Below are 18,136 nucleotides of genomic sequence, written 5' to 3'. Positions count from 1 at the left end.
GCTTCTACTCCTTCAAAAGGCTCCGACGTGCGCGACTAGAACAATCCCGGAATGTTCATCCCTCCGGTAAAGCGTCCCATTTCTTTGCCGACCAATTCATCGACTTTGCGCAGAGCATCGTTGACAGCGGTCAAAACGAGGTCCTGCAGCATTTCCACATCATCGGCGTCCACTACTTCCGGCTTGATCGTAATGTCGATAATTTCCTTATGACCATTGGCCTTTACCATTACGGCGCCGCCGCCAGCAGAGCTTTCCACTACCTTTTCCTTCAGGCCTTCCTGGGCTTTTTGCATCTCTTCCTGCATTTTCTTTACTTGACGCATCATTTGTTGCATGTTTTTCACGTGGTTGTCCTCCTTAATCGGATGTGTGGTTATCTATTCTTTCACTTCAACAAGTCCCTCGCCCACCAGACGGATGGCCTCAGCCACAAACGGGTCCTGCTCCTCTTGCGTCTGAGCCTCTCCCTGCGCCGCTTGCTGGTGAACCGACTGCCACTCTTCTTCCATGACGGAGAGAAGCTGCAGCTGCTTGCCAATTACAGCGAAAATGGCCCGCTCGATCACGCTTTTCAATTCCGGCTCCATCGTCTTGTCGCAGTGAATCGGGCTGGTAAAGGTAACGATGATCGAATCGCCGCCAACTGCAGCGGGCTGCCCGTTAACCAACCAGGCTTGATACTGGATTTTGACCTTTTTGACCTCGGCCAATATCTGGCTCCACTGGCCACGGACCTGACGGGACATCGCTTCATCGATGACCATTGCCGCTTCCCGCACCTTGTTCATCGGTGTCCGCGAACCCCCACCGGCAGCAGCCGGACGGCGCGCTTCACTTTTTCGCGGTTCCTCTGCTCTCGGTTGACCGGCTTCCATGGCCTGCCCCTGGGCGAGCTGCGCAAGCTTCTCTTCCAGCACTCTGACGCGATTGACAAGTGCAGCCAGGTCGTCATTCCCCACAGCACTTTGTACGGGTACTGCCGGAGCTTTCCCCTGCACTTGGCATAATTTCACCAGCGTCAGTTCCACCAGTACGCGAGAGTAGGTAGACCATTTCAATTGGGTAAGTGCCTGATTGCATGTCTCAATGGCCTCGTAGAGGTCGGCTATCTCGTACAGCTTTGCCACTTGGGCGAACTGTTCGTCGATCGTTGTCCGTTCCACGATTTCTTCCAAGTGAGGTGCTGTCTTCAGGAGCAGCATATCTCGATAGTAGTGGAGAAAATCGTTTAAAAATTGCTCAGGGTCTTTCCCTTGCACCATCACCTTGTCAAACTGCTCCATGACCGGAGCTACATCGCGTTCGGCGATATGTTTGGCCAATACGGAAAAGTACCCCTGTGACACCGTTCCCGTTATCTGCATAATGTCAGCAGCTGTTACCTGATCCTTGGAGTAGCTGATCGCTTGATCCAGCAGGCTCAGCGCATCACGCATGCCGCCCTCCGCCAGTTTTGCCACCAGCGTCAAGGCTTGCTCTTCTACCCGCACCTGCTGCGCTTCACAAATATATGACAAACGCCTGACCATCTCCCTCAGCGGGATGCGGTGAAAATCGAAGCGCTGGCAGCGAGAGATAATCGTAGCAGGCAGTTTGTGCGGTTCAGTCGTCGCTAAAATAAAAATGACGTGGGGAGGAGGTTCCTCCAGCGTTTTTAACAGCGCATTAAACGCTTCCGTCGTCAGCATATGCACTTCGTCAATAATGTACACCTTGTACCTGACATCGCTGGGAGCAAATTTTACCTTGTCGCGAATGTCTCGTATCTCCTCAACCCCCCGGTTGGAGGCGGCGTCGATTTCCAGTACATCGGTGACGGAGCCGTCGGTGATTGCCTTGCAGGTATCGCACTGATTGCACGGCTCGCCATCCTGCGGCTGCTCGCAGTTTACAGCCTTGGCCATAATTTTGGCTGCACTGGTCTTGCCTGTACCTCGGGGACCGTTGAACAAATAGGCGTGAGACAGCCTTTGCTCACGCAACGCATTGCGCAAGGTGACGGTCACATGCTCTTGTCCTACCACGTCTTGAAAGGCTTGCGGTCGGTAAACGCGATACAGCGCGGTGTAAGCCATGGTTGTGTGACACTCCAATCTGCACAGTCCTCTTCCGAATCTCATCTATTATACAACATCTGCTCCGCATCGTACAAAGAAAACGCCCCGTACTGCTTGCGGGACGCCTCGTAGAAGGTCTTGTTTACAAATAGGGGAGCAGGATGTGGAAGGTCGTGCCATATCCTTTGGTGGAAACGCGAATCTGTCCACCGATATCGTGAATGATCTTTTGGCAAACAGACAGGCCCAGGCCGGTCCCCTCTTCTTTTGTGGTAAAGAAAGGGTCGAATATTTTGTCAATAATGTACAACGGTATTCCCGGTCCGGAATCTCTGATATCAATGCTGACCTTGTCGCCGTCTGGATCGATGTGGTGGGAGATGTTCAAGGTCCCCTGTTCTCCCATGGCCTCAATCCCGTTTTTGCAAATATTGATGAAAACCTGTTTCAATAGTTCGGTATCCCCCACGACAAGCGGCAATTTGCCTCGGGACGAAAACTGGACTTCAACGCCGTAGAGCAAAGCCTGCGATTCCACGATCGGCAGGATTTCCTCAAAAACGGTATTCAAATCGACGATCGCGTACTGCACATCACGGGGCTTGCTCAGCAGTAAAAACTCGCTGACAAGAGAGTTGATCCGGTTGATCTCCGTCAACATGATTTCGGTGTAGGTTCGTTCGCGATCCATCCCGTTTTCGCTAAACGATTGCAAAAACATTTGCAAAAAACCTTTTATGGACGTGAGCGGATTGCGGATTTCGTGTGCGGTGCCGGCAGCGATCTGCCCGATCATGGCCAGCCTTTCGTTCCGCTCTATTTTTTGCTCGAAGGAGCGCAGGTTTGTTATATCCTTAAAGAGAAAGAAAGCACCTACGGTTTTACCCGATTCATCCTGAAGCGTGTTGGCGTCGACAATTAGTTCATAGCGTTGGTTGTCATTGCTCCATGACGTCGCCATGTTGTAGAGTTTGACACCGTCCAACAGTTCGCGTCTGATGAGTCGATGATCCTCCGGGATCCCGGCGAAGATTTGGTCTACGTGCTTATTGATGACCTCCATGCGGTTTTTTCCCAGCAGTTTGCAAGCCATTTGACTCGCTTCTACGATACGTCCTTGCTCATCCAGCACAAACAAACCCAGGCTGCTGTCATTCGTAAGTTTGTCAATCAGCCTTTGGGAGAGCGTGTTCTCCGTTTCTTTGCCCAGCTCAAACAAGTGGACCACATAAGACGGATGTTCTCCGGGCTGCATCATAATTATCGCTGGCGTTTTGCCAGTTCTGCCCTGACTGTCCTGCCAGAGCACATCCAGCGTTTGGTCAGCTTCCTGGCCCATTAGTTCCAAATACAACTGCTCTATCGTACCGTCGTACGGCAAAAGAAGGTGAAAGGGCTTGTTGATCAGCTCTTCGTATCGATAGCCTGTGACACGCAACAGCTGTTCATTCACCTCTACGATACATCCCGCTTGATCTACCAGGAAAATAGCAGTTGGCAACTGTTGGACAAACTGTTGCAATCTTTTGGACGAGCCGACGAGATGTAACGACATTGATTCTCCCACAGCTTGTCCCCCCTGACCTTAGCATTTTTCAAGCGTCTGCCGTTCACGTACAATTTCGTCAAAAAATGGGAATAACCTTCCGGAACAACCGATTTTTACCGGAAATGTTTTCGCTAGAGATCGCCAGAAAGCAACAAAAATTGTCATGAACGGCTCATGGCAGTCTATGGCTAAATAAAAAACGGTACGATCCGCTCAGGAACATACCGTCTGTTCTTCATTATTTATATTATATACCGTGCACCTATCGTCGATCGTCCCCATCCAAGCGTTACTTATGACTACAGCTCAGAACAGGCTACCCTGCGGCACACGCGATGATCCACTTATGGCTGCTTCCTTCCGGACCTGACCAGGTTCATGGGTTCACGTTGCACAGGACCCGCTCCTCAACACCGCCATCATAAGGCAGCCTCACATGAGAAGACCTCTGATAGGAATTCAACCCTGCTATTGCGGATTGCAGGTTACAGGGCACCGCAACCTCCCCGTCTAGCACGGTAGCATAAGCATACCAAAGATAAGGTGTAATCGCAAGGCGTAAAGCCAACCAAAAGAGGGAATCTCCCCCTCAGGCTTGTGCAGCTGCCGGCAGATCGCTTTGGTTGGTGTAGGATGGAAGCTTGTTTCTATGGAAACAACCTGCTTTGTAAGCCTTGCTGAACACCTGAACGATTTCCGGATCAAACTGGGTGCTGGCGCAGCGGAGGATCTCGGCATGAGCTTCCTCCATGGAAAGCGCTTTTCGGTAAGAACGAGTTGAAGTCATCGCATCAAAGGTATCGGCAACTGCCAAAATTCTCCCCATCAGCGGGATATCCTTTTCCGCCAGCCTGTCCGGGTACCCCCTGCCGTCCCACCTCTCATGATGATGGCGGACACCAGGGCTCACGTGGGCAAGACTTACGATTTGATTGACGATATTCGCGCCGATCGAGGCATGCAGCTTGATCAATTCATACTCCTCGTCCGTCAGCTTTCCGTCTTTGAGCAGGACGCGATCAGGTATCGCCACCTTGCCAATATCGTGCATCAACCCTGCAAAACGAAGGTCATCACGGGAAAATTCCGCTTTTTTTCGTTCGTCCATATGATCGTAGATAATCAGCGCATATTCCGTGACGCGTTCACTGTGCCCCGCGGTATATGGGTCCTTCATTTCAACGGCCAGATAGAAGCTCCGGACGATTTGATCGAGCCCTGTCTGCATGTAATCCCGCTCGCGTTGGATCAGCGTCTGAAGCTGTGAGGCCATTTGATTAAATTTATCCTCAAGCTGAGATATCTCCTGCAGCCCGTGTTTTTTTACCCGTATGGAGAAATCGCCCTGCTGCAAGGCTTCCGTCGCCTCGACCAGGGAACGGATCGGTCTGTCAATCCACTTGGCCACCCGCCGGGTAATGATCACCGCCAACAACACCACCAGAATCGTGACCACCCAAAAGATCTCTTTCAGCGGATTTAGCTGTTGGTCAATCGCACTGTTCGGCAGGAGCTCTACGTAGGTGTATCCCGATACAGGCGACATGTAGTGAAACAGGTGCATTTCTTCATTTCCATGAATGAACGGAATGACTTCTTTTCCGGTACCTTCCTGCAGCGCTTGGAGCACCGAAGAATATTCCTGACCCGTCCAGTCTTCCCTGTCGGTTCCGTCCTTGTCTCCAAAAAGCAGCATATTGCCTCTGGAAAAGATGAGCAGCGTCGTATTGGTCGGTCGGATATCTTTCTGCAGCCATTTGTTGATTTGTTTGGCATTCCACTCTATCGCCAGAACCCCAAAAAGCCTGCCCTGGTCATCCTTTATCAGACGGGAGGTCCACCAGCTCTCTCCTTCCCGACCGTCGCTCTTCATAATATGAAAATGGCCCTGCCCGTCCCTCAACGTATGATGGTAAACATCCCATCCTCGCGGGTCGCTTTCACTTCCCCCGTTTTTCGGCAGCAAGAAGAGGGAGGTCCCATCAATGCCGATCAGACAAATATTTCGCGAGTTTGCGTGTTTTTTCTGAATTTCGGTAAAAGCTTCAAGTACGGCCGCTGTCTCAGCAGTCGGAGTGGAGGGGGGATGGCCTCTGCCTGGAGGCATGATGAGCTTGCCGGAATTGATCGGGGCTGACAATTTTTCCGCCAGCTTGTCCAGTTCCCGTTGCCCTACCATCGAGTAGAGGGAAAGTTGGTCGTCAAGGCGGCGCATGTGTTCCCGGATGTTTGTCGAGTACTGTTCAAACAGCGCCTTTTTCGCCGCATGATAGTTGACCAGGCTGACGAGGATGATGGGGATCAGGCACAAAAACAGCAAGGCTGCAAATATTCGATCTTTTGCTTTAGAAAACATGAGCCTCCCCCTTCTCAGTCAGTTTTTTGGCTGCGACGACACTTTGGCAAAAGGATATCTCCTGTCCTCCAAGCATACGCTATGAAAAGGAGATGCCCGCTCTGTTTGACAAACTGAATCTGGTTTGCTGCCAATATTCGGTGACACTTCAATACCTTCCACCTTGGAGTGGACAATAAACCTGTTATTTGTTGATTGAACGGATTTTTTTGCCATCAAATTTTCCATACATAGACAAAAGGAAATATTCGTATTATCCTAGCAAAGTACAAACACACTGTAAGGAGTTACATACCTATGCGATACATTCTGCTTGTCTTTTTGGGCGCATGCAGCTATGGAATTTTGTCGACGATTGTCAAGCTGGCCTACGGACAAGGATATTCACCGGCGGAAGTAGTAGGCGGGCAGATCTTTTTTGGTTTCGTACTAACGTGGATACCGGCCCTCTTTGCCCTGCGCCATAAGCCGCCTCTCAAGCGTATTCTTCTGCTTTTGGCTGCTGGACTTCCGGTCGGCTCCACCGGTTTGCTCTACTACAACGCCTTGCAGCATATACCCGCTTCTATTGCGATTGTTCTGCTGTTTCAGTTTACCTGGATGGGCGTCTTGCTGGAGACCATCCTCACACGCAAAAAACCTTCTGCGCCCACCTTGTTTTCACTCGTTCTGCTGCTCGCGGGCACGCTTTTGGCCGGGGGTGTGCTGGACAAAGGAATCAGCGAATTTTCGCTCGTCGGTGTCATCTTTGGGCTTTTGGCTGCCGTTTCGTACACCTTGTTTATCTTTTTTAGCGGAAAAGCGGCTGCCGACGTGAATCCCTGGATTCGTACATCTTTTATGTCGACTGGCTCTATGCTGCTCATATTTCTTATCTACCCACCAGCCTTTCTCACCAGCGGCGTGCTGTGGGAAGGCCTGTTTGGATATGTGTTTCTGCTCGCCTTGTTCGGCGTGTTTGTCCCGACTGTTTGCTTTACTTTCGGAGTCCCGCACACCGGTCCGGGGATGGCCGGAATCCTGGGAGCTGCGGAGCTGCCGACGGCCGTCTTTTCTTCCTACCTCATCCTGCAGGAGTCTGTCAGCCTGCTGCAATGGCTTGGCGTGGTCGTCATCCTGCTCGGAATGGTGCTGCCTGAGTGGGCACGCCACCGCGGAAAAAGCAAAGCGCCCTCTCCCCTGTCTTGAGCAGGAAGAGGGCGCTTTTCGCATCTGCCTTAATGCGGCAAGAATGCAAGCTGATAAATAAACAGGATAGCAAAAATATAAACAAGGAGATGCACTTCTCTCCATTTCCCTTTCAACACCTTCATCAGCGGGTAGGAAATAAACCCGAGCGCGATCCCCGTCGCGATGCTGGAGGTGAGCGGCATGCTGACGATGACGAGAAAGGCGGGGAAAGACTCGTCCATCGCATCCCAATCGATATAGCGGACATTGCCCAGCATCATGGAGCCTACCACGACGAGCGCCGGAGAAGTAATCGCAGAAATCCCTGATACGGCACCCACCAGAGGGCCAAAAAACGCTGCGATTCCAAACAGGAGCGCCACCACTACCGCTGTGACTCCCGTGCGTCCTCCTGCCGCTACCCCTGAGGCCGACTCGATGTAGGCGGACGTCGGACTGGTTCCGAATACGGAGCCGATCAGTGTAGCAGCGGAATCCGCAACCAGCGCCCTCTCTGCCCGGGGAAGCTTGTTGTCCACCAGTAATCCCGCTTGCCTGCTCACTCCGAGCACAGTTCCAGTCGTATCAAACAAGGTAACCAGCAAAAAGGAGAAAACGACAGCGTACAATCCGTAGCTGGCCACATCAGAAAAAGCCTGAATCGGGCTTAAAACGATCAAACCATTCGGCAGTGAAGGAGTGGAAATGAGTCCTTTTTCAAAAGTTAGCTGCCCATTCAGGCAAGCCAGCAGTCCGGTGACCACCATTCCGAAAAAAAGCGCACCGTTCAGATTGAGCGATAAAAATACAAGCGTGACACCGAGCCCGATCAAGGCCAGGACAACTTGCGGAGAGTGAAGGTCGCCCAACGCGACCAGATTGGTCGGGTGATCAGTGACAAGCCCTGTTAAGCGCAGACCGATAAAAGTAATAAACAAACCGATCCCGGCCGTAATGGCGTATTTGAGATTATCGGGGATCACTTCGATCAGCTTGGAGCGAAGCGGCGTCAAAGACAACAGGACAAACACCACTCCGGCGACAAAGACAGCCGAAAAGGCGACAGTGTACGTCAGGGCGCCCTCCGCTTTCACAACCGAGTAGGCGAAATACGCATTAAGCCCCATAGCCGGCGCGATAGCGATCGGGTAATTGGCCCACAGGCCCATGATCAAGGTTCCCGCCACAGTGGCTATGATCGTTGCGGTGAAGCCCTGTTCAAACGGCAAACCGGCATCGGCCAAAATAAGCGGGTTTACCACCATAATGTAAGCCATCGTAAAAAAAGTCGTAAGACCTGCGATCACTTCCTGCTTCCAGGTCCACTTGCGCTGGTTGATCATGTGCAGAGCTGCTCCTGTATATCCGATTTTTCAAAGCTCCAGATAAAAACGGCAAAAATTGCGCTTTGTCTCCCTCCGATAAAGGATGGATACACGTATTTTGATCAAATGCGGTCCACTTCATCCGCCTTTTCCTTGTGGTCTGACAGCTCCGTCACGTAGATTCCCGCAAGCATGAGAGCCACCCCGATCACTACGACAGTGGTCAGCGGTTCTCCCCACAGGAGCCAGGAGAAAAGAAAGGCAAAAACCGCTTCCAAGGAGAGCAGGATGCTCACGTGAACCGGCGGAGAAAATTGTTGTGCCTTGATTTGAACGACATAGGCCAAAAGCGTCCCGATCAGGCAGTCAAACCAGAAAGCAAACCAGCCGTACCCGCTGAGCTGATGAGGAATCGGCTCGCTGACGGCAGCAATCGCCGTATCGATCACGCCCACAACCATCAGCTGAATCATCACAAAGGCAAGCGTATCGATGTCCTGGTGCTTTTCATAGGCTCGGTCGACCATCAGGATGTGCAGCGCAAAAAAGACGGCACAGAGGAACACGAGCAGATCGCCCGACGACAGCCCGGCCCATTCCCCTTCCCCCGACAAACAAAGCAGACCTGAGAAAGCGAGCAGAGAGCCTATGACTGCCCCCTTTTTTACCGGCAGCCTTCTCCACAGGAAATACAAAAATGGAACGAGAATCACATTGGTTCCTGTAATAACTCCGGCCTTGCCCGGTGTCGTCCTCTCGATCCCCAGGATTTGCAAGGTGTAGGCGGCACACAAGGCAATTCCGCAAACCGCTCCTTGTATCCACACCTCCCGGCTAACGGACCTCAGACGTTTCCAAACAAACGGCAACAGGATCAAAGCCGCGACGAGGAAGCGCGTTCCGGTGAAAACGAAGGGTGTCAGCTCCGTCAGCAGATCCTTGGACAGGATAAACGTATAGCCCCAGGCAAGAGCTATAAAAAGTAACGACAAGTCTGCCCAAAGAAGTTGTTTTTTTGTATGCACACTATCACGCCTCCCATAATCATCCATTATAAGTGAGAGATGAGAGAGCAAGCTTGCATTGCAAGAAAAAAAATACCTCCGCTTTGCAGCGGAGGGCGAAAAGACAATGGACATTTTATTTATACTAAAAATTATTCATTCAAGCTACCCATTGGACCAAAAAACTCGTAGTGGATGCGTTCATGCGGTACTCCCCATTCCTGCAGCGCGCGATAGACGGTTTTCATAAACGGAACGGGGCCGCAGAAATAAAAATCAGCCCGGTTATCGGGGAGCAGTGACTGCAGCAATGGCAGATCGACATGGCCTTCCTTGTCAAAGCCGCCGAGCTTGCGGTCTTCCTCAGTCGGCTCAGAGTAAAGAACATATGACCGTACATTTTCATGACGACGTGCAAGCTGAGTTACCTGCTCCTTCATCGCATGAGTCAGACTGTTGCGAGCCGCATGAATGAACATGACCGGCCTTTTCGGTTGACGCTGCGCTAGTGTTTGAAGCATGCTCACCAGCGGCGTAAGCCCAACGCCGCCACTTAACAGCACCACAGGCGTGTCGGCTTCCGTATCCAGAATGAAATCGCCGGCAGGTGCGCTGATTTGCAGGATATCGCCTTCCTGCACATGACTGTGAAGATAGCAGGAGACGATTCCAGCCGGTTTCTCCTCTCCTCCGTCTTCACGCTTGACGCTGATGCGGTAATATTCCTTGCCGGGACTGTCGGACAGGCTGTACTGGCGAATATGCGTATGAGTCTCACCGGGTACTGTCATTTTCACGCTGATGTACTGGCCAGGCTGGAAGGGAGGAAGCGGTCCGCCATCCTTTGGCTTCAGGTAGAAAGATGTTACGACAGCGCTCTCTTTCTCCTTTTTGACCACGACGAAATCGCGAAAATCTCTCCAGCCCCCCTCTGCTGCCTCGGCTTCCCGGTACATGCCTTCTTCCACGCTGATAAAGGCATCGGCGATGACACCATATGCTTCGGCCCAGGCATTGATGATTTCATCGGTCGCCGCATCGCCCAGGACATCCTTGATAGCGGCAAGCAGATTCTCCCCGACGATGGGATAATGCTCCGGCTTGATGCCCAGACTCCGATGCTTATGGGCGATTTGCTTCACTGCCGGCAGGATCGCTTCCAGATTGTCGATATGGGCAGCCGCCGCATAAACGGCATTGGCAAGGGCTGTTTGCTGACGGCCTTGCTTTTGATTGGCGTGATTGAATATGTTCAAAAGTTCGGGATGGCTTGCAAACATCATTTCGTAAAATCTGGTTGTAATGGCTTTGCCGTGCACCTCGAGGACAGTCACAGTCGATTTGATGATCGCAATGGTTTGTGGACTAAGCATGCTAGGCCCTCCTTCTTTCCTGAGGTCAATTTCTTTGACAACTCTCAGTATAAAGGGGGGCATTTTCCGCATCTGTGACTGGAATCACATCAAACGTGGAAGGTTTGTGAACGGCAGGGCGGGTCTTCGTTTCTATTGAACCGGCTGGGGCTCTTCTTTTTCCGGCCGCCAGTCGCGGACGTCGTTGTCCTCCAGAATGCCCAGCGTGACATCCGTAATGTCCGGGTCCTTCAACAGCTCGTCCCGCACCCGGAATTTGATATCGTCTGCATCCGCAAGCGTCAGACCTTTTACCAGCTCCAGATAAACTTCAACATGGTAAAAGCGCCCTTCTTGCATAATTCTCATCCGATTGATATCCGTTACAGAAGGGTCCTGAAAAATAATGCGCGCCACCCGATCCTCCACCTCGCGAGGAGCGGCCACGCCGATCAAGCCCACCATATTGTCGTAGCCAACCTTAAACGCCACCAAGACCATCAGGATTCCGATCAGAATCGTCGCAATGCCGTCCAGTGCCTTCACAGGGGTCAACTGGGTGACGATGACCGCTAGCAACGCGAGCAAAGCCCCTGATGTCGCAACCAGATCTTCGTAAAACACCAGCCGGGTCGGAGGCGCCGCACGCCCAACATTTTGAAATGCGACTTTTATAACAGCCATTCCTTTTGCTTCCGTCCTCGTCTCTCGGGCGATTTCCTTCATCGCTTTCACCAGAATAAAGCCGTCTACGCCAACAGCCAGGAGCAATACGACAAGATTGAGTATAAAATGTCCAGCCTGTACGGGGTGGGCCAGCAGATGGAAGCCCTCCAAGATCGTCTCATACGCCATGATCGTAACCACAATTACAGCCACCATGCAAAAGATGTTGATGACCCGGCCAAAACCGGACGGAAATCGACGAGTTGGCTCCTTTTCCGCAAGCACACTTCCCGCATAGACAAATCCTTGGTTGACGGCATCGGCGACAGAATGCATGGCCGAAGCAAACATCGCCCCGCTGCCGCTCAAAGCAGCCGCGATGCCTTTTATGATCGCCAGGCCCGTGTTACCCAGTGCTGCCGCCGCAGAAGATTTATTGCCTTTTTTCATCAATTGCCACAAGGTCAATTTCCCCAACGTTATCCCCCTCTTAACAAGCCCTTTCATGATTAAATGGATAAGCGAAACAAGTGATGTTCATGATAACGGATGTGACTGATTTTTCCAATCAATTTCTCCGTCTCAAGGTGGATCTCCTGTTCAAGCTTTTGGCTGTTACGAAAGCAGGTGCTGTTTCGTATTATAAGGACATAGACATTATTATTTCGTTATCTGGGAGGATCTATCATGGATCATAAGGGAGTAAAAGCTATCACGCACGCCAGCGCTTTTTTCGCACCTGTATTGGTGCCGCTGCTCGTCTGGCTGCTCATGGCCGATCGAGAGGTTAAGAATACAGCGCTTCAGGCATTGCTGTTTCACGTGATTATCGGGGTTCTGATTGCAATATCCTGGCCGTTTGTCTTCATCCTGATCGGCATTCCATTCTTTGTCGTTTTTGGCCTGATGGCGCTGTACTACCCGATCAAAGGTATTTTGTATTCGCTCGGCGGACGTCCTTTCTCCTATCCGATCATTGGCGCTTTGGTCGGGTAACGCAGGGCGAACGATAGCCTTCATCAAAAAAATTTGATTTTATGGATTGCCAAAAACATCCGTTTCGCATATGATTGCCTATATCAAAAGTTTTTGATGAAAGGAACGGACCATGAAAGAAATCAGCACAGTTTCTGAAACAGCTCCATCGGACACAGCATCTACAGAACCAGCTTTTGACCTCTTTGAAAGTAAATTCAAGGCTTTGGCAGATAAAAAACGACTGCAGATCATGCACGAGCTGACCAAGCACGGCCGGGTCTGCGTTTGCGACCTGGCGGAAGTGCTGGAGATGGCGCAGTCTAAGCTTTCCTATCACCTGAAAATTTTGCTCGATGCCGGGTTGATCCAGAAGGAAAGCGACGGCGTCTGGAACTACTATTGGCTGAATCACGCAGAGGTCAACCGCTTGTTATCCGAAGAGCTGTGCTGTGTATTTCGCTGCAGCAGCGATTGCTGCTGATTTCTTTTTCGTCTATTCATCAATTTTTTTTGATATATCCATCAAATATTTTTGATATAGGAGGTTGTTTTCATGAAATATGCACATGTCGGAATCAATTGCACACGGCTTGATCAATCGGTTGACTTTTATACCCGTCTTTTCGGTGTTGACCCGGTCAAAACAAAGGACGACTACGCCAAGTTTCTGGTCGAGGCTGTCCGCCTGAATTTTACACTCAATGCCCGGTCCAAGGTAGGCGGCAATCAGGTCAACCATTTCGGCTTTCAAGTGGACAGCGCGAGGGAAGTGGCCGAACATCGCGAGCGCCTGCAAGCAGCCGGACTCACCATCGAAAAGGAAGAGGTCGATACCACCTGCTGTTATGCGGTACAGGACAAATTTTGGGTAGTAGACCCCGACGGCAATGAGTGGGAGTTCTTTTATACAAAAGAGGACGCCGATGTTCATTCCAAAGATGCGACTGTTTGCTGCAATCAAAAATAAACAAGGGAGACGAGATAGGATGGACAATATTTATGTAGCGGAGATGCAGGTTATGGAAAGGCAGCGGGAGCTGGATTTCATTTCTCGGCATGCATTGAAGTATCTCAAGCAGAAATCTATCAGGCGGATTGCCGTTTCTGCGCTTTGGCAAAAGGCGCGTTTACTTGCGGGAAAAAGCGGCGCCACTATCGCTTCGGCACCGCAAACCTGCTGTTGTTCCTGCGCTTGATGCTCCCTGTAGCCAGTCCCAGTTTCCCTTACCAATCCCACTTTCCTTTTTGAATGCCCAGTTTTTCTTGCAGCCAGGCGGAAAGCGTTATTTGAATCGGCTGCAAGGACTGCTCGGTACAGGCTGACTCTGGGCTGTAGGAATGCGTCCGAGCCTCTCCAAGCGTAGATTCGGCGATATGATTGGTCTTTTGCGCCTGTTCGTAGCATGGCGGAGAGATATAGGTGCGATGAGTATGCTCCAGGATCATTCGGGTATCGTCGGGAGGGGCTGCTGTTATTTTGGTAAAATTGGCTGCCAGGACAACCGCGGCCAGTGCTGCTGCCCCTCCGAACAGGAAACGGAAGAAAATCCTTTTGTTATTCATCATGCTGCTCATTCTCACGCTTTCTGATTGTAATTTTTACTGGCGAGGCAGACCTGTCCTCTTCGCCATCGGAAGGCTTTCGGCTAACCAGACTGGCGAAGGCCCCCTGCAAGCCGGATGTTCCGTACTGGGCGCGGTACTCCTCAATCGTTCCCGTACTGACCATCTTTCCGTCCATCAGAAAAATGGCCCGGTCGGCCGCTTCCTCAGCCACCTGCAGCTGATGCGTCGAGAAGATGACGGCTTGCCCTGCCTGTTTCACTTCCTTGACCAGACTGACAAACGTATCCATCCAATACGGGTCCAAACCGTTTGTAGGCTCGTCCAAAACAACCAATGCAGGTTTGTCCAGAATAGCTTGAGCAAAGAGCAGTCTCTGCTGCATCCCTTTGGAAAACACCGAGACCCGTTTGTTGCGGGCTTCCTCCAGACCGACAGCTCTTAGCGCGGCCTCTGCCTCTTGTGCAGTACGCCCCTTGAGGGAGGCAAAAAAACGGATTGTCTCGCTGGCGGTCAAGCCCGCACCAAAGTTGAAGTGATCAGGCATGTAGCCGATTTGCCGCAAATAATACTCGCGGTCAAGCTTCCGGTCCAGTCTATTCAGCTCAATGGTGCCAGAGGTCGGCTGGGTTAGTCCCGCAATCATTCGCAAAATCGTGCTTTTTCCTGCCCCGTTGCCGCCGCAAAGCGCAACGACCTGCCCTGGCCTGATGGTAAGATCAAACGGGTGGACAATCGTTTTTCCCTTTATTTTTTTCGTCACTTGCACCATTTCCAACCCGATATTAATCACGGTATCTCCCTCTTTCCCAGATGAATGTGGCAATCCCCATCGTACAGACAATCCACCCGATACTGAGAGCGATAAACCCGACAATGCCAAGCGGAGACTGCATCCAGGTGACCCAGTTATAATATTCCGGACCAAAGATGGAGCCGCCCCCCATTCTGACTACCGAGAAAATCCGTACAAACTCGGCCGGATTGAGGCAGGTGGCGATTTGCAGGATTGGCTTGATCCATGTATAAGGCAAAAAGCTTACTACCGAGATGAGTATCGTCGGCCATGCGAGAATAAAGAAGAACCAGATGCTCACCCCGAACGTGAGCGCCTGCCAGCGGTTTTTGCTCAATGTACCGACGACGATCGCGATTCCCAAAAACAGCAAAACAATGCAAACGGAGAAGAACAGGAAAAAAAGCAGGGCGGAAAGTGTAAAGCCAGTCCCTAAAAACGACCCGAGCAGCCCGGATACGCCGTAACCGAAGCAGACGATCGAAACGAGCACCACCGCCAATCCAAAATACTTGCCCCATAAAAAAGCGGGCGTGGTGATCGCGTATGTAGAAAGCAGCTGCCAGCTCCCCTCCTCCTTTTCTGCGGTAAGAGAAAAGGAGGCGAGCAGCATCGTCATCAGGGGAAGGAGGTACAGAATCAGGTTCAGCATAGTCCCTGTCGTGTACGTGTACCCTTCCATAAACGATTGGGATTGGATGATCAGCAAGGCTAGGCTGAACAGAGAAAAAAGAGCCATAAAGGAATATGCCCACGGATTGCGAAAACCGATCTTGATCTCCCGTTTGGCGATTTTATCGATGTGCACTTCTGCCACTTCCCCTGATCAATTGTGTTTGCCTTGCGTTTCGGCGCTTGGCGTGTGCGAGCCATTTGCGTCCGCATTCGCGCCGTGGGTACCGGATTGGCCGTCACCGTTGTGGCCTCCCCCATGCTCTTCCTTATGCTTCTTCATACTGGATTCCCAGCTGTGGCTGCTCAAATCTTGCGCACTCATCACTTTGCCTGTTTGCTGCTCCTGTACGAATACCTCTGCAGCCGTTTTCTCTTTGAAGGAGTACACGCCATAGCCCATCGGCGTTTTATAGCTCTCGTCATAAGCGTAGCTGGCCTGATCGGATTTCACCCATTCCTTGGAAAGGTAGTCGCGAACAAATTGGACATCCACTTGCTCTGTTCCGTTTTCATTCGTCCAGCGGTACATGCAGCCGATGTCATCAAATTTCAAAGCTTTTCCGTCCTTGAGCACAATTTCGGTCGCGTGCTGGTTATTGGCGACCTCCATATGGCAAATATCGCACTTGTCCACGCCCTCCACAATCTCTACCGGCTGTGCCTCCTCTTTGCCACAGCCCATCATCAGTACAGAAGCTACCATCATCGCGCCTGCTGCAATTTTCCATTTCTTCATTTTTGTCTCACTCCCATATAGATTCCCAAACTCGTCAGCGCCAGTAAGCATGCACTGATACTCATCACCCAGGTACGCTCCTCGGGTTGCTCCTCGGTCTGCTCTGCGGGCAGAATCCCGTCGGTAGCCACCAGTACCGTTTTAGCAGGTGCCATCAGTGGACGAGGATCCCGGATGGCCGTACCTGTACCGGATGTAAACAATCCTTCTAAAAAGACAAACCCTGGCGCTTGAAAAAACAGCTGATACGGCGGGACAGCTCCCGTCAACGCAAGAAAAAACGGGTTCATCTCGTACGGGATATCACTGTGTTGATCCCCATCAAGGTCAATTCCCTGCATCGTATCCCAGTAGTTCCCCTCCAAAAGATTCTCTTTGCTTGCCTGCGCCTGACCCTGAATGACATTGGAGATGAACTGGTTGGCTGTTACCTCGTTGTGGGCCGCCTCTTTTAGCTGCATGCCGATAAAGTTTTTCTCAAGCTGATTTCCCTTAAAAAGATTTTCGCTGGATTGTTCCATGAACAGTCCGACGCGATTTCCCTCGATCAAGTTGTTCTCGATTTGTGACTGGGTGACGTCGAACAAAAGGATTCCTTGCGAATTGGGGTTCTCTCTCTGCTTGACGAACCTGTTCTCCTTGACTGTGGCTCGCGTCGTTTCCATCAGCATCGCTCCCGTAACATTAGCGCTTCCCGTATTGCCAAGGAGCTTGGTATCGGCCGTCCCCATGAAGTGGTACCCATAGCGAGACTTTTCGACGAAATTTTGTTCAATAGTATTGAAATTACTATTTTCCAAATAAACTCCGTCAAACATGTTCCCAATCCGATTGGATGTCAGTTGATTGTAGTGGGACTGATCCAGGTTAATGCCGTTTCCTTTTTGCGGCTTGGGGCCGGTGCTTTTCGGGACCAGCAGCTTGTGCTGACTATGGTCATGCCCAATTTCCTCCTGGCCTTCATCCGGTTCATCGACTCCGCCGATTACGGCAATCTCTTTCAGTATGTTGTGATCGGCCTTGATCAGCTGCATGCCTGTCCCCATCGTCTCGATCACAAGCTGCTCAAGAACGTTGTAGCTGCCTTTGACGATTACCGACGCATCCGGTTCATTAATTCGCTTGTCGACGATCCGTATCCCTCGCACCGTCGTGTGGTCCGTTTGAATGACCAGAGCCGGTTCCTTTCCCGTACTGGTGATCTCCACGGTGCCTTGTCCCAGCAGCTTGATCGGCTTGGTCACCCGGACCGGCCCCTGATACGCTCCTGCCGGTATGAGTACCGTCTCGCCAGGCTTTGCCTGGTCAATCAACTCCTGCAATAATGACGTTGCCGCTGTCGCCTTTCCCGGAATGGACACGGCAGCAACTGCAAAAGCGGCGATGAAAAGCCTCCAAAGGACCCGTTGCAGGTTCAAGTGCCGCCTGTGCCGGTACCTCCCTTTCGTAAACAGGTTTTTCTCTCTTGTATACAGGTTTTTCTCTCTCGCATACGGGTGTTTCTCCTTCGTAAACAGGTGCCTCCCCCCTTGTTTCTCGTTTCACCAAGTTCATTTTCAGAATACCAGTCTCTGACAGTTTTGAAATGACTCAACCGGGCTACCAGAAATGGCAAAAAAGAGACAAATATCCATGGCAGTACACAAATATGCGCCCCTGTTCACAAATAAAAAACCGGACAGATACAGGTAGCTACCTGCTCGCCCGGTGCTATTGGGGGGCCAGCTCATTTGCTGAGGCAAACTCACTCGACTTCCATCCATAAAGATTCTTGTAAAAGCAAAAAGCCATCCGAAATGGATGGCTTGATTGATTCCTTCAAAACTGGATATGCATGCTGTAAGGATTGTGTGGATAAGTCCTCGACCGATTAGTATTCGTCAGCTCCACGCGTTGCCGCGCTTCC

General features: G+C 51.3%; 18 protein-coding genes and 1 other RNA gene. 5 read left to right on the top strand and 14 right to left on the bottom strand.

All coding sequences use genetic code 11. The features are described 5' to 3' along the window. Window positions 1-35: 35 nt before the first annotated feature. The 5 genes from EDM54_RS20975 to EDM54_RS20955 all read right to left on the bottom strand — a co-directional run bounded on the left by EDM54_RS20975 (window position 36) and on the right by EDM54_RS20955 (window position 5,965). Entirely contained in the window at window positions 36-347 is a 312-nt protein-coding gene (locus EDM54_RS20975) for a YbaB/EbfC family nucleoid-associated protein (RefSeq protein WP_003390191.1), read from the bottom strand. 33 nt (window positions 348-380) lie between these two features. After that, on the bottom strand, window positions 381-2,078 hold the full coding sequence (gene dnaX / locus EDM54_RS20970) for a DNA polymerase III subunit gamma/tau (protein ID WP_003390190.1): 1,698 nt from the start codon (window positions 2,076-2,078) through the stop codon (window positions 381-383). A gap of 124 nt (window positions 2,079-2,202) precedes the next feature. Beyond that, window positions 2,203-3,627 (bottom strand): PAS domain-containing sensor histidine kinase, encoded by a 1,425-nt coding sequence (locus EDM54_RS20965; RefSeq protein ID WP_003390189.1) that lies wholly within the window; start codon window positions 3,625-3,627, stop codon window positions 2,203-2,205. Between the two features lie 236 nt (window positions 3,628-3,863). Next, window positions 3,864-4,128, bottom strand: an RNA gene (gene ffs / locus EDM54_RS20960) — signal recognition particle sRNA large type. Window positions 4,129-4,198: 70 nt separating this feature from the next. Continuing rightward, window positions 4,199-5,965 carry an HD domain-containing phosphohydrolase gene (locus EDM54_RS20955; RefSeq protein WP_122958742.1) on the bottom strand — a complete coding sequence of 589 codons (1,767 nt, stop codon included), beginning with the start codon at window positions 5,963-5,965 and terminating at the stop codon, window positions 4,199-4,201. 297 nt (window positions 5,966-6,262) lie between these two features. Here EDM54_RS20955 and EDM54_RS20950 point away from each other — a divergent pair, with 297 nt between their 5' ends. Then, a complete protein-coding gene (locus EDM54_RS20950; protein ID WP_122958741.1) occupies window positions 6,263-7,153 on the top strand; it encodes an EamA family transporter in 891 nt (296 codons plus the stop codon). Between the two features lie 29 nt (window positions 7,154-7,182). Here EDM54_RS20950 and EDM54_RS20945 read toward each other — a convergent pair whose 3' ends face one another. The 4 genes from EDM54_RS20945 to EDM54_RS20930 form a co-directional block, all read right to left on the bottom strand. After that, window positions 7,183-8,478, bottom strand: a complete 1,296-nt coding sequence (locus tag EDM54_RS20945) for an NCS2 family permease (protein WP_003390186.1) — start codon at window positions 8,476-8,478, stop codon at window positions 7,183-7,185. 104 nt (window positions 8,479-8,582) lie between these two features. Beyond that, window positions 8,583-9,485: a DMT family transporter gene (locus EDM54_RS20940; RefSeq protein ID WP_170208402.1), complete on the bottom strand. Its 903-nt coding sequence runs from the start codon at window positions 9,483-9,485 to the stop codon at window positions 8,583-8,585. Between the two features lie 131 nt (window positions 9,486-9,616). Then, window positions 9,617-10,837, bottom strand: a complete 1,221-nt coding sequence (gene hmpA / locus EDM54_RS20935) for an NO-inducible flavohemoprotein (protein WP_122958739.1) — start codon at window positions 10,835-10,837, stop codon at window positions 9,617-9,619. A gap of 132 nt (window positions 10,838-10,969) precedes the next feature. Further along, a complete protein-coding gene (locus EDM54_RS20930; RefSeq protein WP_171506607.1) occupies window positions 10,970-11,989 on the bottom strand; it encodes a cation diffusion facilitator family transporter in 1,020 nt (339 codons plus the stop codon). A 180-nt stretch (window positions 11,990-12,169) separates the two neighbouring features. Here EDM54_RS20930 and EDM54_RS20925 point away from each other — a divergent pair, with 180 nt between their 5' ends. From EDM54_RS20925 to EDM54_RS20910, 4 genes are all read left to right on the top strand, one after another. Beyond that, window positions 12,170-12,478: a magnetosome magnetite crystal formation protein family gene (locus EDM54_RS20925; RefSeq protein WP_003390180.1), complete on the top strand. Its 309-nt coding sequence runs from the start codon at window positions 12,170-12,172 to the stop codon at window positions 12,476-12,478. 112 nt (window positions 12,479-12,590) lie between these two features. Beyond that, complete coding sequence (locus tag EDM54_RS20920) at window positions 12,591-12,941, top strand: ArsR/SmtB family transcription factor (protein WP_003390179.1); 351 nt, start codon at window positions 12,591-12,593, stop codon at window positions 12,939-12,941. Window positions 12,942-13,013: 72 nt separating this feature from the next. After that, entirely contained in the window at window positions 13,014-13,427 is a 414-nt protein-coding gene (locus EDM54_RS20915) for an ArsI/CadI family heavy metal resistance metalloenzyme (protein ID WP_024982958.1), read from the top strand. Further along, the gene (locus EDM54_RS20910) at window positions 13,384-13,656 is read left to right on the top strand and encodes a hypothetical protein (RefSeq protein WP_171506605.1); all 273 of its coding nucleotides are present in this window, start codon (window positions 13,384-13,386) and stop codon (window positions 13,654-13,656) included. The genes EDM54_RS20915 and EDM54_RS20910 overlap by 44 nt, the downstream gene beginning before the upstream one ends. A gap of 28 nt (window positions 13,657-13,684) precedes the next feature. On the opposite strand, the gene EDM54_RS20905 is transcribed toward EDM54_RS20910, so the two are convergent. From EDM54_RS20905 to EDM54_RS20885, 5 genes are read right to left on the bottom strand one after another with little or no spacing between them, the layout of a single operon-like run. Further along, window positions 13,685-14,023, bottom strand: a complete 339-nt coding sequence (locus EDM54_RS20905; RefSeq protein ID WP_024982957.1) for a hypothetical protein — start codon at window positions 14,021-14,023, stop codon at window positions 13,685-13,687. Continuing rightward, window positions 14,016-14,816: an ABC transporter ATP-binding protein gene (locus EDM54_RS20900; protein ID WP_024982956.1), complete on the bottom strand. Its 801-nt coding sequence runs from the start codon at window positions 14,814-14,816 to the stop codon at window positions 14,016-14,018. Before EDM54_RS20900 ends, EDM54_RS20905 begins: the two co-directional genes overlap by 8 nt. Next, a complete protein-coding gene (locus EDM54_RS20895; protein WP_122958738.1) occupies window positions 14,809-15,627 on the bottom strand; it encodes an ABC transporter permease in 819 nt (272 codons plus the stop codon). The genes EDM54_RS20900 and EDM54_RS20895 overlap by 8 nt, the downstream gene beginning before the upstream one ends. 18 nt (window positions 15,628-15,645) lie before the next feature. Further along, entirely contained in the window at window positions 15,646-16,230 is a 585-nt protein-coding gene (locus EDM54_RS20890; protein WP_122958737.1) for a nitrous oxide reductase accessory protein NosL, read from the bottom strand. Beyond that, window positions 16,227-17,591, bottom strand: coding sequence for a right-handed parallel beta-helix repeat-containing protein (locus EDM54_RS20885; protein ID WP_231504267.1), 1,365 nt, complete (start codon window positions 17,589-17,591; stop codon window positions 16,227-16,229). The genes EDM54_RS20890 and EDM54_RS20885 overlap by 4 nt, the downstream gene beginning before the upstream one ends. Window positions 17,592-18,136 lie beyond the last annotated feature (545 nt).

Origin of the sequence: Brevibacillus borstelensis, assembly GCF_003710865.1 — a bacterium.
GTDB classification, from domain to species: domain Bacteria; phylum Bacillota; class Bacilli; order Brevibacillales; family Brevibacillaceae; genus Brevibacillus; species Brevibacillus borstelensis.
The sequence above is the reverse complement of the archived record's forward strand: the minus strand, read 5'-3'. Positions and strand labels throughout refer to the sequence as shown.

Excerpts from the sequence above, each read along its gene's own strand:
- dnaX (WP_003390190.1), bottom strand. The coding sequence starts at position 2,078 with ATGGCTTACACCGCGCTGTATCGCGTTTACCGACCGCAAGCCTTTCAA.
- EDM54_RS20955 (WP_122958742.1), bottom strand. The coding sequence starts at position 5,965 with ATGTTTTCTAAAGCAAAAGATCGAATATTTGCAGCCTTGCTGTTTTTG.
- EDM54_RS20950 (WP_122958741.1), top strand. The coding sequence starts at position 6,263 with ATGCGATACATTCTGCTTGTCTTTTTGGGCGCATGCAGCTATGGAATT.
- EDM54_RS20945 (WP_003390186.1), bottom strand. The coding sequence starts at position 8,478 with ATGATCAACCAGCGCAAGTGGACCTGGAAGCAGGAAGTGATCGCAGGT.
- hmpA (WP_122958739.1), bottom strand. The coding sequence starts at position 10,837 with ATGCTTAGTCCACAAACCATTGCGATCATCAAATCGACTGTGACTGTC.
- EDM54_RS20930 (WP_171506607.1), bottom strand. The coding sequence starts at position 11,989 with ATGAAAGGGCTTGTTAAGAGGGGGATAACGTTGGGGAAATTGACCTTG.
- EDM54_RS20925 (WP_003390180.1), top strand. The coding sequence starts at position 12,170 with ATGGATCATAAGGGAGTAAAAGCTATCACGCACGCCAGCGCTTTTTTC.
- EDM54_RS20920 (WP_003390179.1), top strand. The coding sequence starts at position 12,591 with ATGAAAGAAATCAGCACAGTTTCTGAAACAGCTCCATCGGACACAGCA.
- EDM54_RS20915 (WP_024982958.1), top strand. The coding sequence starts at position 13,014 with ATGAAATATGCACATGTCGGAATCAATTGCACACGGCTTGATCAATCG.
- EDM54_RS20910 (WP_171506605.1), top strand. The coding sequence starts at position 13,384 with ATGTTCATTCCAAAGATGCGACTGTTTGCTGCAATCAAAAATAAACAA.
- EDM54_RS20905 (WP_024982957.1), bottom strand. The coding sequence starts at position 14,023 with ATGAATAACAAAAGGATTTTCTTCCGTTTCCTGTTCGGAGGGGCAGCA.
- EDM54_RS20890 (WP_122958737.1), bottom strand. The coding sequence starts at position 16,230 with ATGAAGAAATGGAAAATTGCAGCAGGCGCGATGATGGTAGCTTCTGTA.